The 16,937-nt window shown below is 40.7% G+C and carries 12 protein-coding genes; 8 read left to right on the top strand and 4 right to left on the bottom strand.

Annotated elements, in window-relative coordinates:
- Window positions 1-27: 27 nt before the first annotated feature.
- The 3 genes from SJY38_RS02715 to SJY38_RS02705 form a co-directional block, all read right to left on the bottom strand.
- A complete protein-coding gene (locus tag SJY38_RS02715) occupies window positions 28-777 on the bottom strand; it encodes a serine/threonine protein kinase (RefSeq protein WP_377109264.1) in 750 nt (249 codons plus the stop codon).
- A gap of 146 nt (window positions 778-923) precedes the next feature.
- Complete coding sequence (locus tag SJY38_RS02710; RefSeq protein WP_052026274.1) at window positions 924-1,397, bottom strand: MarR family winged helix-turn-helix transcriptional regulator; 474 nt, start codon at window positions 1,395-1,397, stop codon at window positions 924-926.
- Window positions 1,398-1,703: 306 nt separating this feature from the next.
- Window positions 1,704-3,371: a methyl-accepting chemotaxis protein gene (locus SJY38_RS02705; protein WP_377109263.1), complete on the bottom strand. Its 1,668-nt coding sequence runs from the start codon at window positions 3,369-3,371 to the stop codon at window positions 1,704-1,706.
- Between the two features lie 406 nt (window positions 3,372-3,777).
- Between SJY38_RS02705 and SJY38_RS02700 the strand changes: the two genes are divergently transcribed.
- The 8 genes from SJY38_RS02700 to SJY38_RS02665 are packed head-to-tail and all read left to right on the top strand — an operon-like array spanning window position 3,778 to window position 15,796.
- On the top strand, window positions 3,778-6,486 hold the full coding sequence (locus SJY38_RS02700) for an endo alpha-1,4 polygalactosaminidase (protein WP_377109262.1): 2,709 nt from the start codon (window positions 3,778-3,780) through the stop codon (window positions 6,484-6,486).
- Complete coding sequence (locus SJY38_RS02695; protein WP_377109261.1) at window positions 6,486-9,773, top strand: tetratricopeptide repeat protein; 3,288 nt, start codon at window positions 6,486-6,488, stop codon at window positions 9,771-9,773. Before SJY38_RS02700 ends, SJY38_RS02695 begins: the two co-directional genes overlap by 1 nt.
- Before the next feature lie 14 nt (window positions 9,774-9,787).
- Window positions 9,788-10,303: a hypothetical protein gene (locus tag SJY38_RS02690; protein ID WP_024033096.1), complete on the top strand. Its 516-nt coding sequence runs from the start codon at window positions 9,788-9,790 to the stop codon at window positions 10,301-10,303.
- Window positions 10,300-11,595 carry a PelD GGDEF domain-containing protein gene (locus tag SJY38_RS02685; RefSeq protein WP_377109260.1) on the top strand — a complete coding sequence of 432 codons (1,296 nt, stop codon included), beginning with the start codon at window positions 10,300-10,302 and terminating at the stop codon, window positions 11,593-11,595. Before SJY38_RS02690 ends, SJY38_RS02685 begins: the two co-directional genes overlap by 4 nt.
- The gene (locus SJY38_RS02680; protein WP_377109259.1) at window positions 11,588-12,571 is read left to right on the top strand and encodes a tetratricopeptide repeat protein; all 984 of its coding nucleotides are present in this window, start codon (window positions 11,588-11,590) and stop codon (window positions 12,569-12,571) included. Before SJY38_RS02685 ends, SJY38_RS02680 begins: the two co-directional genes overlap by 8 nt.
- The gene (pelF, locus tag SJY38_RS02675) at window positions 12,564-14,081 is read left to right on the top strand and encodes a GT4 family glycosyltransferase PelF (RefSeq protein WP_377109258.1); all 1,518 of its coding nucleotides are present in this window, start codon (window positions 12,564-12,566) and stop codon (window positions 14,079-14,081) included. The genes SJY38_RS02680 and pelF overlap by 8 nt, the downstream gene beginning before the upstream one ends.
- On the top strand, window positions 14,069-15,433 hold the full coding sequence (gene pelG / locus SJY38_RS02670; RefSeq protein ID WP_024033100.1) for an exopolysaccharide Pel transporter PelG: 1,365 nt from the start codon (window positions 14,069-14,071) through the stop codon (window positions 15,431-15,433). Before pelF ends, pelG begins: the two co-directional genes overlap by 13 nt.
- Window positions 15,434-15,493: 60 nt before the next feature.
- Window positions 15,494-15,796, top strand: a complete 303-nt coding sequence (locus SJY38_RS02665) for a hypothetical protein (RefSeq protein ID WP_377109257.1) — start codon at window positions 15,494-15,496, stop codon at window positions 15,794-15,796.
- A gap of 129 nt (window positions 15,797-15,925) precedes the next feature.
- Here SJY38_RS02665 and SJY38_RS02660 read toward each other — a convergent pair whose 3' ends face one another.
- Window positions 15,926-16,927, bottom strand: coding sequence for a D-Ala-D-Ala carboxypeptidase family metallohydrolase (locus SJY38_RS02660; protein ID WP_377109256.1), 1,002 nt, complete (start codon window positions 16,925-16,927; stop codon window positions 15,926-15,928).
- Window positions 16,928-16,937: the final 10 nt, after the last annotated feature.

Genomic DNA, 16,937 nt, shown 5'->3' with positions numbered 1-16,937 from the left:
GCAAAGTCACACAATGAAAAAGGGGAATTAAAATCTATCGGTTAAGTTACGTATTAGGTCAGAGTCCACAAACTGCGTGACCATTGCAGTACCCCATGCATATGCACGTTGTATTGGGTAGCCTTTAAATATCCAGCGTTTACGAACATGGTTAAAACGCTGCAAATACTGCTGCTTAGCACGCGGCAAAGGTGTACTACTTAGCTTATCCCACGCTTTATATACGCCCGACATGTCAGAGCCGCGCATAAAACGTTGCAACCAACGCGCAAAGCGCGAAAAGCTAATGGTTGACTGAAAATCAATGATATAAGGCTTGCCATCGCTACCACATAATATATTGCCCATATTACGTAAATCTAAATGCACAATGCCTAGGCGGTGCATTTTTGCAACTTGGCGTTCAAGCTCAATAAAAAATTCAACAGGCAACGTCTCACCCTGGTGTATTAAGCTTCTAAGCGGCGTGCCTTCTATGTAGTCATACGCCACCGCTATCGGCGATAAACGGCTAAACCGATTAGCAACTGCATCAAGCTGTGCTAAGCGGCTCAACCCTTTAAATTCTTGATTTACAGAAAGCTTGGCAAAGGTTTTACGAATAAACCACGGGCTTTGGCTAAAGTCTTTTACTATTAAGTCAAACGTATCATCTTTGTACCTGTATACAATTGCGTTCGCAAAACGCCCTTTATGAACAACACTTAAATACTGTTGCATAAATACATGTTCAGGAAACTGCTGCTGTAATTGTGATAACAACTTATTTTCAATCATAACAAACCTAACAAGATGATAACTTTAATTGCCTAGGCAACTATATTGGCAAAGTTGGATTTGCCGCACAATTAGATCTAGTACTTAGCAGGCTAAGTTTTTATTGAAACAGTATCGCTAAAATGTTGATAATCTTTTTTAGAGATTTATGAAGGTGTATCTAGGTTGTTTATTGCTCGGTTTAGTAAGTCCATAACGCTGTGTTTTTCATTTTCAGAAAAGCCGCTAAGTGCTTTTTCGTACACTTGATTTACTAAGGGCATTATTTGCGGGTAAAGCGCTTTGCCTTTATCACTTAAACTTAAAAGTGTAGAGCGCTTATCAAACTCACATTGTGTTTTTTCAATTAAGTCTTTTTCTTCTAAACGCTTTAACAAACGGCTCATTGCGCCTTTATCGTACACCATATGATCGCTCAGTCCGGCTAATGTGTTTACTGAGCCACGCGCTAATAGCACTACCACAATATATTGCGCAGAGGTTAAGTCCATACAATCGAGTTGGGCATCAATGTGTGTAGCAATTTTTGAACGTAAAAACGATATCAACCGGCCTAGGTCTTGCTCTGCTACGAGCGTTTCGGGGTCGGCGTTTTGTACTGAAGGCATACTTTGTTGCATATAAGGGTTACTCTGTTTATTCAAAATGCGTGTAATAGACTACACATAATTAATAAAATTCCCTAGGGTTAGCGTACTTTCAAAAATAAAAATTTGTTCTACCTAGGGTCTGGCATGTTTGGCGTTAATACTGCGTTATCGCCTATGCCTGTGCAGCAACCTTAAAATATAAGCACAGCTTTACCAAATAAAAGTACCTTGCTAAAAATTCAACCTCAAAAAGTAAACTTCCCCTAAACCATTTTGTATTTAAAATAAAAAGCCGCAACATAAGTTGCGGCTAGTAGTGGTTTATGCAGTACCGTTTTAAACCTTAAACTGCCCTATTAATTGTCCTAAGTTTTCACCGCGCCCAGCTAAATGCTGGCTAACCTCAGAGGTGGCCTTACTTGCTTGGGTTAGTTCATTAACAATTTCTTGAATGGCAAACACATTACGGTTTATCTCTTCTGTCACTGAGCTTTGCTCTGTTGCAGCGGTTGCAATTTGCGTACTCATGTCGTTAATGGTGGTAACCGACGTAGTCACAGCACCTAAACTTTGCGATATATCGCGCGATGACTCAACTGAGCGATTACAACTTGCTTGGCTCGCCTGCATGGCATTTACCGCGGCGCCCACTAAGTTATGTAATTCACTTAGCATTTCACTAATTTCATGGGTACTAAGTTGTGTACGACTCGCTAAGCTCCTTACTTCATCAGCCACCACGGCAAAACCCCTACCCTGCTCGCCGGCACGTGCGGCTTCTATGGCGGCGTTAAGTGCAAGCAAGTTAGTTTGTTCGGCAATGCCACCTATTACACTAAGTACACTGTCTATTTTTTTAGATTGCTCACTTAAAGAATTTACCTGATCAGCAGCTAGGTTAATTTCGCCCATAAGGTTGGAAACTTCACTTAGTGAAATATCTACGCACTCTTGCGCTTTTGCCACTTCTAGCGTTGCCGTATGAGTAGACTCAGCAACTTGCGTGGTATTTTTAGCCACTTCGTGAGAAGTAGCCGACATTTCGGTAATCGCTGTGGCAACTAAATCTGTTTCGTGGTTATGATTAAGCAGTTTATTTTCAAACAGTTTTGTTTGCGAATTGATATCGCTTGAGGCGTTTTTTACATCATTAGTAACATCAGCCACATTACTTATAATGCTTTGCAGCTTGCTAACAAACACATTAAACGATTCGCCCAACTGCCCTATTTCATCGTGCGTATGTATAGCTAGGCGTTTTGTTAAGTCGCCTTCACCTTTAGCAATATCATCTAAGCTTTGGCCCATTATTTGGATAGGTTTAACCATAGCGTTAGACGCTAAAAGTGCGCCCACTACGCTAACCACAACCCAAAATAAGGCAATCAATAACAAGGTGGTTATTTTTTCGCGAGTATGCGATTGCATAGTTTGTTTATAATTTGCAAGCTCTGTTTGTATATCATCCATATAGGCACCCGTACCAATCATCCAATCGGTACCTGGTATCATTACGGCATAGCCTATTTTCTCTACTAACCCGTTGGTATTTGGCTTTTGAAAATGGTAATTAAATGCCCCGCCACCTTTACGTGCTTGCTCTAATAATCCAACAATTATTCTTTTACCATTTGGGTCTGTCATCCCTATTTTATTTTGCCCCTCAATAGCACTTCCTAACAGGGCATGGAACACGCTAACGCCACGTGTGTCGTAAATAAAAAAGTAACCGTCGTCACCAAAAGTAAGCTCCCTAAGAACATTTTTAACACTTTGTGTTGATCCGTTATCTAACTGATGGCGTACCAACTTGCTTGCTATTTCCACTTCAGTGGCAAGTAGCGTGTGTTTGTCTTTAATGAGTTTAGATTTAATTGTTTCAAAATTTTGTTGCTGGTTTTGCGATTCTAAATAGTACGAGCTGGCCATTAAGCTAATCAATAACAAGCTCAACGGTAAAATAGCCAGTAATAAAAGTTTATTTCTCAAGCTTAAGTTACTCATTAAATCTCCACAAATAGGGTATGCACGTTATCACTGTCTGCTTTGCAGTAATCAACGCAATAAAGTAAGCATTTAATATGTCACTATTTATATCAATTTATAAATAGCGCAGGGGGTTGCCAAGGGCTGGCAAGGTGGGCGCATTATAATTAGATTACAGCGCTTTAGATATACATTATCACTCGACATTAGTCGCAATTTCCTATCGAAAACACTGTGCAGTAAGGCGTTTTCATTACCTTTTACTTAGTTAATACCCAAGCAATTCCACCACTATTCATCTCACATTAAGGTAGCCAGGCATTTTTATTTAACATATAATCATCACAATTCTAATAATAAATACTTATACAAAAAGCGGGACAATGTTCAACGTTAACTTAGGCTGTGGTTTTTAAAAATAATAATGAAGTACTTCTTATATCTAACGTTGTTGATTTGTTTAAACGTGTGCGCTCAACCTGCTAACAAGAGCATTGCCTTTTATTACTCATCCCCCATGCCATTGGCCGAAATGACCTTTTATTCACGGGTTGTTGTGCAGCCGCAAAGCATCACTCAACACGAACTTAATTGGCTTAAAGAGCGCAACATTAGCGTATACGCTTATTTAAGTGTGGGAGAATCGTTTACTGAAAATGAATCCTCAGTAGCAAAAAATCCACACTGGAATAGCCATATTGCTGATTTAACCGCTGAGCATTGGCAACAACACCTGCAAAAACAAGCACGTGAATTACAACAACGAGGCTTTAACGGTTTATTTTTAGATACGCTCGACAGCTACCAATTATTAAAACCCGATTACGATAAAGCGGCTCAACAAGTGGGGCTTGTGAATATAATTAAAGGTTTGTCGAGTACATTTAATAAACATTTAATTTTAAACAGAGGGTTTGAGCTACTGCCACAGCTTAACGATTACGCCTCTGATTTAGTTGCAGAGGGGCTATTTAGCCACTTTAATCCAGTAGATAACAGCTACAAACTTACTACTGAGAACGATCAAGCTTGGTTAAATGAAAAGCTCCATAAAGCACAATCACTGGGCTTTAACGTACAGGTAATTGATTACGCTAAACCACAGCAGCGCCTTGCGATGGCTAAACAAATTATTGCCCAAGGTTATGCTCCTTGGGTTACTGATGGGCACCTTCAAACTTGGGGGACATCAAATATACAGCCAGTGCCTAGGCGCATACTTATTCCATACAACAGTAATGTAAAGCCACTTATATACACCACGGTTCACTTAAAGCTTGCCACAATGATTGAGTATTTAGGCTACATACCTGATTACATAGACATGGCTAACACGCCTTTACCTAAAGTAGATACCAGCCTCCATGCTGGCATTATCTCTTGGACGACGAGCGATCAATTTTATAATGCACAGGTTATTGAGTGGCTCGAAAGTAACTTAGGCGTGGTACCGCAACTGGTACTTGGCGAGCTCCCTCCTTCTAATAAGTTACTTAAAAGCTTAGGAGTAGAGCCTTTTAATTTGCCTTCAAATGGGCCTTATAAACTCGCAGCTATGTCACCTTGGCTCAAGGGTGAGTCAACCACTGCGCCCGCTATTGTAAAGCCCTATTTATTAACACTTGCAGAGAATGCGCAATCATTAATATCAATACACGCTGAAGATGGCACTACCCTAACCCAAGGAAGTAAAACTAAGTACGGCGCACTTATCGCGGCACCTTGGCTTATAGATACATTGCCTATGGAGGGCAGTAACTGGGTTGTAGACCCCAAAGCCGTGTTAACTAAAGCAATGGGGCTTGCGCCTATACTAGCCCCAGATACAACTACATTAAGCGGTCGGCGTATGCTAACCCTTCATATTGATGGCGACGGCTTTACGAGCATTGCACACTTTGCAGGTAAACCTTACGCAGCAGAAGTTGTGCGCGATGAAGTTATAAAAAAATACAAGCTACCACTTACCTCCTCAATTATCCAAGCCGATATTGAGCCTAACGGATTGCATGGCGCTGACAGCCCAAAGCTTGAAAAAATAGCCAAAGAAATTTTTGCGCTTCCTTATGTCGAAGTGGCATCACACACTTACAGCCACCCCTATTTTTGGACAGCCTTATCAGGTAGAAAAGAAATAAATAAAGACGACACCGACTACGGGTTTCATTTAGATGTACCCGGTTATGACGCCATCGATTTAAATAAAGAAATAACGGGCTCAGTAAATTACATTAATGAGCGACTCGCACCAAAAAATAAAAAAACCGTGATGATGCTATGGTCAGGTGATGCAACCCCTGGCCCAAAAGCCCTCGAACTTGCCCGCGATGCCGGTGTAATTAACGTTAATGGAGGAAATACCGACGTAAATGCCGACAATCCAAGCTTGTCGCATATATCACCTATTGGCCGTCCTGAGCGAGATTTGCTGTATCAAATATACGCCCCCATTTTAAACGAAAATGTTTACACCAATTTATGGCACGGCCCTTACTATGGTTTTAAACGCTTAGTAGAAACATTTGAAATAACCGAAAAACCATACAGGTTAAAGCCTTACACAATTTACTTTCATTTTTACTCTGGCGAAGTGCCAGCAGGGCTTGATGCGCTGCATTACAATATTGATTACGTATTAGCCAAAGAAAATACCCCGGTGCATTTAAGTCAATATGCACGCATTGCCAAAGACTTTTATTTTTCTGCGCTTTCTAAAAATACGCGCGGCGAATGGCTATTTAGTTCTAAATATATAAAAACGCTGCGCTTGCCTGCTATTTTTGATGTGCCCAATATGACTAACAGCCAGGGTATTTTAGGGGTAACCGCGCAAGGAAACTATATTCACCTGGGCGATGAAATAGCCACAATTAACTTTGATCATACAACGCCAGATAACCAACCTTATTTGCTCTCTGCTAATGTCGCGTTTAGTAATTGGCAGGTAAACGGCCCTGTCAGCTTTAAAGCGTGGATTGAGGCTAAAATTGTGCTTAAAAATGCTCGCAATTGTCAATTCATTTCGCATATGGGAAAGCGCTTTAGCGGAAAAACCTTTGGCAATACAACGCAGTTTACATTACCTGCTGGCGAATTTTATGGCTATTTAAACTGCGCAACAAGGGCTCAATAATGAATAACAAAAAGCGCCCTCACTTAGTATCAGTTAAAACCATTTTAATTATATTAGCGGTTAGTTGTTTTTCACTTTACGCGCTGTTTCCGCACACCTTATTTTTTGAAGACGACTCGCTATCGCAAGATTATACCTTTGAAAAAACCTACTTAAATGCCGCATTAAGTAGCGACCCTAATAATGAAAAACTACGCGCCAAAAAAATAGCCATTCACCTGGGCTTAAATGAGTATTCACAAGCGACTAACGAGCTTGAAAAACTCCCTAAAAGCGATACAAAAACTGAATTAGAAATAAAACTTTTATACGCATTGTGGGTTGATAGCGGCGCAAATAAAGATGACCGTTTTGAAGAACTAACACTTAAACTTGCGGCATTTAAACACTGGGATAACCAGTTATTAAATATAGCTAAAGCCACGGGGCTCAATGCAAACGTAGCGCAATATTATGAGCAACACGCACAGCCATTATTAGCCGCTGATTTTTGGTTAGGCGCAGGTGAGCCTGGCAAAGCGCTCGCTATTTATAAAACCCACATTAATGCCGATGTAGCCCAAAAAGCCATTGAAACCGCACTGGGTGCTAACAATCCAAAACAAGCTTACACATGGTGGAAAAAATACGGTGATACCGCTAATACCGAGCGTACATTATATTTTGCAAACTTAGCGGGTGATAATAAAGAAGCCTTAAAAGCAGTAGAAAAATTATTAAAAACTCAGCCTAATAACAGCGAATATTTAACCAAAGCCATGCATTTAAACTTAGCCAATGGCAATGCAAACGCAGCTGAACAATTAATCGCAAAGTTATTACTTAAAACACCCAATGATAAAGCGCTGAGGCTTTTAAATTGGAAAATTATGCGCTGGCAAAATAAGCCTGAACAGGCGCTTAAAGAATTTAAATGGTTAATGGCCCATAAAGCCGTTGATGTAGCTATGCTGACCGACAGCATTAATGATGCGAATGCCTTGTACTTATATCAAGATGCCAACGACATTTACGAATATAAAGCGCAAAACCGACAGCTTAAAGGCAACGGATTTGCAAATTGGATGCAAACCAACGAATTTATTGGTAACGCAAAACAAGAGCTTAATCATATTGAGCGCTATGAGCAAATAAATGGAAAAACACCTCTTTCACAATATTGGAAAGCCAAGGTGTTACACGATACCGGTAATTTAGCTGGACTGAGAGCTTTGTGGCCTCACTACGCAGGGCCAAAAAACGAAGAAGACTTACTCTGGCTTGCAAGAGCGCATTGGTTAAACGATGACTTTACAACCGCTTTGGCCATTTTAAAGCAAAAAGCACGTAGTAACGATGATGAGTTTTGGGGTGCCCGCGTTGATATGGCTTTGCGTGTAAATGATAAAAAAGAAGAACTGTACGCTTTAGAGCAATTAAAAAACATTAGCCCACTGAGTGTAGGTGATATGCTGCATTATCAGCAGCTAAAATTTGCAGACAACCCACAAGGGTTATTAAATTACCTATGGCAACAAACCGCACTCACTGATAGACAGTTAATCCAAATTACTTTATTAAGCACGCAAATTGGCGATGAAGAACACGTTACTCGTGCTCATCAGGCTCTTGAAAAACAACGTTATAATAAAGCGCTTTACCCTGCATGGTTAATATTATCAAACTGGTACCAAAATCAAAGTGACTTAAATTACGCATACACAACACTTAACCGCGCAGCAAAACTAAGTGAATACAATCCCGATGTGGTACTAGCGCAAGGCTGGCTTGCATTGCAAATGCACGACACCATTATGATTAAGCGTATTTTAGCTAACTACTCAAGCAATGAACCCAGCCGAGAGTGGGCACAATTACTGGCGAGTTTATCTATTCATCAAAAAGCTTTTAATAGTGCTTATTTTTATCTGCGCCAATTAGCCATTAGTAACCCTCGAGATTTAACCACTTTAGTAAATTTAGCCGATGTTATGAACCAGTTAGGCTACTACGCTAATGCCAGCGAACTGAAACATTACTTATTAAACCATTTACCAAAAGACAAATACGCATACCGAGGTTTAATGATCCAATGGGCCGGCGCAATGGCCGTGCCCCACTTACGCCAATTTAGCAGCTTAGATGACATAGCACCTGAGGCTATAAACAACGCAACCGCCAACTGGTGGTTAGCCAGACGCGCAGCACAAAAACTTGAGCCATGGCAAAAGCTACAATTGGCTATGAGCAACGGCGAGTTTAATAAAGTAAAAGCACTGGTAAATACGCAAACGTTAGGCAAAATAGATGAGCTAAGTGCTTTGCTCTATTTAAGGCAGCCTTATGCAACTATGCAGCGTTGGTATGAGGAGTTAACACACGAGCCAACACAAGCCGAAACGTCTTTATTACGTAATGCCCGCACCAGCTACTTTAGAGCATTAGAGATTAACCTATCCCCCGAGGCCGGTTTAAACACTAGCCAATACGATGTAAATGTTTATTTTCCGTATGCTAAAGGGCAATGGAAACTTAGCATTAGCAATCAACAAAACCTAAATAACAACGGGTTACTGTTTGCCATAGAAGATAAAATGACATGGGGTCGTTGGTACTTTAATGCAAAAGTAGACTCTCATCAGGGCAATTTAATGAGCCGCCAAGGCTTGAGCCTAGATGCGCGTTACCAGTGGGACTCGCGCACGCAGGTAGGCGTAAAACTTGAGCACAACGTTGAAAACCGCCAATCAGAAACCTTACTTAGCTTTGCCAAATTAAATAAAACCACGGCTTATATAAATTACGCTATTGATGGGCGTCAAAACATGCAGTTCTCGGCAGCCGCCATGGCATTTAAGCGCCGCAGTGATAGCTCAACGCTTGTCAGCGGTCAAGAATATAACGCCCGCTATCAATACACTATTTTAAAAGACCGCCCTATTTGGAGTACTTATTTTAGTGCTCAATGGCAAGACTTTGAACGCACATTAGCCCCTTTAGGCATAGATCAAAGAGCGCGACCGCTGCTTATTGATATACAACCTTTTAGGCGCTTTGCTCTGGGCACTTCGCTTTCGTCAAACTCAAACTTAGCTCCCCCTTATTTAGGCGAAAGCCCCTCGTGGTTATTCGACATCAGTACGGGTTATCAAACGTTAAACGACACCCTCGACATTTCAGTATCAAGTGGTGCGGGCTGGTCAGTGCTAGGGGATGATTTATTTAAATTACAGCTGGGTTATCAAAGTAGCAATAAAGTGGGTAACTCAGATACACAATTACAATTAGGCTATTACGTACATTTTTAATGTTAGGAGAGAATATGTTTCGTTTAATCATACCGTGTTTGGTATTAGTGCTCAGTGCATGTACCACCAGCCGTGTGGCTGATGATGTAGAGCTAGGTCCATCAACTACCGTGGCTTTAATGCCTTTGGTAAATCATGCGCAAACCCCCTTAGCCGGTGAACGTGCAGAAGATATACTTGCAAGTATTTGGCAGCAAAATAAGCTTCCTACGTTATTACGTGCACCGCGCAGTAACTCTAAAGACCTTCCGCCACTTGACGATCAATACCGTCTTGATAACGCCATGCAGTGGTTAAGCACACAGCAAACAGACTATGTGTTATCAGGTAGCATAGAAGAATGGCGTTATAAAGCGGGTCTAGATGGCGAGCCGGTAGTCGCACTTACACTTAGCTTAACGGCTAAAGGTCAAACAACCCCACTTTGGACGGGCACTATCGCAAAAAGTGGTTGGGGCCGCGACAGTATTGCCGCGACAGCACAAGATGTCATCGCCGATTTAATTTCGTACATTGAGGTTAGTGAGTGAAAACACATTTTTTTCGACCAAGAGAGGTCCCTGAGCTACAAATTTGGGCTGAGGTAATTGTATTTACCGCGCTTGCAATTGTGCTGCCGGTTATATTTAACGCCGAAGACCCCTTTTGGACGGAAAATGGGTTTTCGTGGCCGGTACTTGGGCCGCTGTTAGTGGCTTTGCGCTATGGTTTTTCAAAAGGCTTTATAAGCATATTATGTTTATTAGCCGGGCAATTGATGTTAAGCAAAAGCGAAGTATTAGCGCAACCTAACGAATTTAATATTAACGCCATGATTGGTTATTTAATTGTAATTATGATTGCTGGCGAATTCAGAGATGTATGGGAGCGCACTAATCAACAGCAAAGTATTGAGCTTGAATATGTAACTAACCGATTAGAAACCTTTACCCGCCAATACCATTTAATAAACTCATCCCACGACCGGATTGAGCAAATGTTAGCAGGTCATACTCTTAGCCTGCGCGAATCGCTCCAAGCGGTACGGGCCGTTATAGGGCAACTAACACAAAGACGGTTAGACAGTGCGGCAAATAGCATTTTAAACTTATTTGTTGAATATGGCTCACTTGAAAAAGCAGCGCTTTATAAAGTAGAAAACAACACCATAATAGAGCAGCCATTAGCAAGCATAGGTGCTATGGGCGAGCTAAATATGGAAGACCCCCTTATTAAAGCCATGTTTGAAGAGCGCGAACTGGTTTCTGTTAAAGAGGTTAAAAATAAATTTAGCCAATACCATATTGCTATCCCACTGGTTGATATTAATAACACTATTTACGGCGTGATTTTAGTACAAAGCATTCAATTTTTTGCCCTTAAAAACACCACACTTACTTTGCTAGCCGTTATGGCCGGTAACATTGGCGATTTGCTGCATCATGAAATTACCAACCCAGTAATGACCCCACAAGAAACCCCTTATTTTGTAAGGCAACTACGCAGGGCGAACAAAGAAGCTAAACGCTATAATATTCCCTCGCAGCTGCTTAAACTCAAAGCAATGCAAACAAGTGAAGAGTCGCGCCAATTATTAGAGTATTTAAGTGAAGCTCGCAGAGGTTTAGATATTTATCTTTACGATAGTCAAAACCACACACTATTACTACTTATGCCAATGGCAAGTGAACTGGACAAAAGTGGCTTTATATCGCGTATTAATACTTGGTGTATCGAGCACTTTGGTAAAACCGTTGAGCAACTGCAAATTAAAATAGAAGAACAAATGGCATTGCCTATAAGCAGCGAACACATCGCTAAGTTAGTTGCATCCCATGATTAAAATTATCGTTGCCGCTTTTATTGGCTGTTTATGTGAATACTTTGCTTTTGCGCATATTTTAGATGCGCCTAACTGGCTGTTGATTGTTTTATTACATGGCATTGCTAGCCTGTGCTTTACCTTTGTAAGCCATGCGTTTATTCCTAACAAATACAAAACCACCTTAAAAAGTGGCTCAGCGCTGTTATTCTTGTTGCTATTTACCTTGCCTGTATTTGGTATTTTAGGAGTGGTATTTGCCATTACTTTTGCCCTTAGTAAACCACTTAAAAACAACGACATTGATATTGTAGAGCACAAGGTTCCTACCCTGCCCTTTGAAGCAAGAAGTGTCTCAGCAACGCCTATTTACTCAATGGGTGGACTAAAGGCTATTTTAAAACACGCCAGTGAGCCAAATAAACGCCTAAGTGCAGTAATGGCTGCACGGCACATGAGCGATGCCCAAGCTATTCCTATACTCAAACTGGCATTAAAAGACTTAGAAGATGATATTCGCTTACTTGCCTATTCAACTCTTGATAGCAAAGAAACTAAACTGAACGAAAAAATAAGCCAGTGCCAACACGCTATAGCCAATACCACGCAACAACCTAAATTGAGCAATTTGCAACGCCAACAAGCCGAGCTTTATTGGGAGCTTAGTTACTTAGGCTTAGCACAAGGCGCACTAAAAAAGTACGTACTAGAAAAAGCAGAAGCGTTAACCTTAACAAGTATAAAGTTTAACCCGCAGCCAGCAAGCTATGTGTTTTTAGGGCGAATTCAACTTGCGCTCGGTAAATTAAATGAAGCGCAGCAAAGCTTAAATTTAGCCACGCAATTAGGCATGGCTAGGCGCCACGTCCTACCTTATAAAGCCGAAGTCGCCTTTGGATTACACAATTACACAGACTGTCAGCGCTATCTTGAAGAGCTAGCACTACAGCCTAAAGGCTCTGAGTTACGCCATTTACAGGAGTATTGGCATGAGTGAAAAAAAAGCCGACATTTTACTCTTACTTGAAGGCACTTACCCTTATGTACGGGGCGGCGTATCGAGCTGGGTACACCAAATTATAGAAGGCCTGCCTCACTATAACTTTGAATTAGTGTTTGTTGGTGGCGCACCCGAACACTACGGCGACATTCAGTACACGCTACCGAGTAATGTAACTAATCTGCATGTGCATTATTTAGTTACGCAACACAGTACAAAAATAAAAGCGAAACATGGCCTTAAATATAAAAAAGAACTGTTTGATTTTTGGCAGCAATTGCAAGGGTATTTCCGTGACTGTAAAGACCCAATACCGACGGAGTTGGTAAAGTTTGCCTTTGAAAATCTAGCTAAAAAAGACGGCATCAACGAAGCCGATTTTTTATACAGCGAGTCGTCGTGGCAGGTGCTGGCAAACTATTATTTAACCTATTGCGATGAATCGTCATTTATCGACTTTTTTTGGTCGTACAGAAATTTGTATAAACCACTGTTTAAAATAGCCGAAATAGCCCGTTCACTCCCCGATGTTAAACTTATTCATTCTATTTCGACAGGCTATGCTGGCATATTGGGCGCAGGTGCAAGCGTTATACACAACACGCCATTTTTGCTTACCGAGCACGGTATTTATACTAAAGAGCGTAAAATAGATTTAATACAGGCCAGCTGGATAAAAGAGTCTGAACAAAGCCTAGGTAAAAACCTAAATACTGAAATGGGCTTTATTCGCCGAATGTGGATCAGCTTTTTTGAGCAAATTGGCCGCACTACTTATAACCAAGCCGACAAAATCATCTCGCTTTATGAAGGGAATAGACAAAGGCAAATTAAAGATGGTGCCTGCGAAAGTAAAGCCTCGGTAGTGCCTAATGGTATAAAAACAAAACGCTTTGTTGATGCCCTTAACGCGAGACCTAAATCGGTCCCTATGGTGGTTGGGTTAATTGGCCGTGTAGTGCCAATTAAAGATATTAAAACCTTTATTCGTGCCATTAAAGAGGTCCAAGCCGAACTGCCAGACATAGAAGGTTGGATCATAGGCCCTTTTGAGGAAGACCCACAGTATTATAAAGAGTGCCAGCTACTAGTAAGCAGCCTAGATTTAGACAAAAACATTACGTTTACCGGCATGAAAAACATCGTCGAAATACTCCCAAAGCTAGGTATTGTTGCGTTGACTTCAATTTCTGAAGCTCAACCATTAGTGCTGCTTGAAGCAATGGCTGCAGGCGTACCTGTACTTGCAAGTGACGTGGGCTCGTGCCGAGAAATAATAGAAGGGGCAAGCGAGGAAGATAGGGCCCTTGGTAAAGCTGGCGAAGTAGTTTCTATTGCCTCACCCAGCGAAACCGCACAGCAAATAATTACCCTATTGGAAAATGAGCAAACATGGTATCAGTACCAACAAAACGGCCTCAACCGTGTTAAAACATACTACGACGAGAGCCATATGTTTGCCCGCTACGATAAACTTTACAAGGATACAATCGCATGGCCGGAATAGGTTTTGAGATACGTAAAATTCTCAAAAAAAACACCCTACTCTCTGTTTTTGAAGCATACGGTTATGCGGGATTAATAGGCTCAGGCCCTTGGCTGCTTTCTATCATTGCGCTCATGCTAATTGGTATTTTAAGCCTAGGTGTCGTGCTGCCAAAAGTATTAATTATTCAGTTTTTAACGCTTATTACGTATATGATGGCAGCGTCCCTTATATTAACCGGCGGCCTGCAGCTATTATTAACGCGTTTTGTTGCCGATCTGTTTTTTCAAAAAAAGGACGAGCAGGTACTGCCTAATTTACTTGGCGCGCAGCTTGTTACCACCCTTGCCGCATTACTGATTGGCTTAGCTGTATGGCCAATACTACCGCTACCTGTTGTGACTAAAATAATAATATTAGGGGCGTTTGTAAGCTTATGTAACCAATGGCTTGGCGCTATATTTTTGTCGGGAATGAAGGAGTACCGGCTTATTTTAGTAACCATGTTAAGCGGTTACAGCTTTATGGTGTTACTGGCATTTTTACTGCGCGACTGGCAAATAGACGGGTTGTTTTTTGCTTTTTTTGCCGGTGAAGCGCTGCTCTTTTTTAGCTTTTTGTTTATGATTATTCGTCGCTACCCTGGCGGTAAACTCATTAGTTTTGATTTTTTAAACAATAAAAAAGTGTATTACAGCCTATTTTTTTGTGGGCTTTTTTACAACATAGGCGTGTGGGCCGATAAAATTATTTTTTGGTACTCCCCCGCTACCTCTATTCAAATTATAGGCACATTAAGAGCAAGCCCTATTTACGACTTGCCTATATTTTTAGCCTATTTAACCATTATTCCAGGAATGGCGGTATTTTTAGTCAGAATGGAAACCGACTTTGTAGAACAATACGACCGTTTTTATACCGCCATTAGAGGTGGCTCATCGCTTGAAGAAATTTTTTACCTAAAAGATAAAATGGTGCAAACAGCGCAAGGCGGCCTTTACGATATATTTAAAATCCAAGGTATAACCGTTGCGTGCTTATTACTGTGGGGCGAGCAAATACTGACCTTTATAGGCATAGACCCTAACTATAAAACACTGCTGTTTATTGATGTGGTGGGTGTAGGTGTACAGGTTATATTTTTGTCTATTTTAAATATTTTATTTTACTTAGATAAGCGTGCCACCGTATTATTTTTATCTGGGCTGTTTTTGTTTATCAATATCGTATTTACGATTGCCTCAATTGCATTAGGACCACAGTTTTATGGTTACGGTTTTGCGCTCTCGACCATAATTACATCTGTAATTGGTCTTTATTGGCTATCAAAACAATTTGAAGAGCTTGAGTACGAAACTTTTATGCTGCAGTAGCATAAAAGTTTCGTATAAAATTAGCCTGATATTCCACGCTTTTTATAATAGGATCTATGAATGAGAAAGTCGTTTGAATTCACGGTCAAATCAAACAAAATTAAAATAATTAATTATTGGTTTGGTGGCATTAAGTTATATGTAAATGGTGACTTGCGCGAGTGTAATAAAACGCTTTTTGCCTTTGGCAACAAAGCTTTGTTATCTGCAAACCTTGAGGATATTGGCACACTAGAAATAAAACCATTATCAGGACTGATTTCTGTAGAAATTGATGCATACCTTGTTAAAGCCTATGATATACATCATGTTTATAGCTCACATAAGCGCCTCAGCCTTAAACAAAAAAGGCTAGCGCAGTAAGTATATAAAATACTGCTAAAACAAAGAGTATAAAAAGCCAAGAAAACTCCCCTTACTTGGCTTAGCTAATCTTTAGCATAGTTAGACATAACTAGTTTAGCTTTATACTAAATGGTGATGCAGCTGCAATTACTTACTCACCCAGCGCGCTTTAAAACCACGCGTATCAACATGTATAAATGCACCGCGATGCGATTTTGGCCCGTAAACACCTAAACCGCCAAGTAAGCCTTTAAATGATTCTCGCTTAGCGAGCGACTCCACTATACTAGCCATAGCTTGTGCATCACCAATAGAGTGCTTGCCGTCTTTGTTTATATCATCCATACGGTAGTCGCCGTCGTTATCTATAAATATATCGGCAGCGTCGCCAAACACATGGCGGCTAAGCTTTACGTTACCAATGGCTTTGTTGTAATAAGGGGTGCGGTAACCGCTCATTACCACCATATTTTTAACCGGTATGTTTTCTAAAATCAGCTCTTTGCGTATTTTTTCAAGTTTAAGTAACAACTTGTTTTGTAAGAATAAATATTTAGGGTGCTTACTTCGTTGCTTACTCACAAATTCTTTAAGAGAAAAATGCGGTGATATTTTTATATTTTCGTTCTCTGGGGTCACCTTTACAAAACCATCGGGCACTATGTAATGCTTACTATCCTTAATTTGTGAGGGCGTTGGGTAATGGCCAATGTGGTAATATTTAAGCTTTCCACCTTGTACTTCATCTGCAGGTACTTTAACAAACACATTAATTGTCATACGTTGCTTTTTGTCGGGGGATTCAATAATTACCCGTGTTAAGCCAGGCTTTTTAGGCGCCTGCCACTGCCAGCGATTTGTATCAGTTAAGGTGGCGTTGCTATGGTTATTAATAAATGAATAGGATCGTTTTGATTGTGCGTAAAGCACTTCAAATTCAACTGCCTCATTAGGCATCACAAATACAGAAAACACCGAATACGGCATTACTATGTCGTTAATTTTTAGGCTAAACTCTGCATCTTCAAAATTTGCTTTATTTTGAATATCAACGCTTGGGTGTGCTTTTTTCACTGGCTCGGCGGCATAACTACCTACGCTTACGCAAAGCGCTAATATGCAGCCTAAAATACGTGGTATAAACGGCATAAATCCTCTC

The sequence above is a fragment of the Pseudoalteromonas sp. R86517 genome (genome assembly GCF_042466295.1).
Taxonomy (GTDB): Bacteria; Pseudomonadota; Gammaproteobacteria; order Enterobacterales; family Alteromonadaceae; genus Pseudoalteromonas; species Pseudoalteromonas atlantica.
The sequence above is the reverse complement of the archived record's forward strand: the minus strand, read 5'-3'. Positions and strand labels throughout refer to the sequence as shown.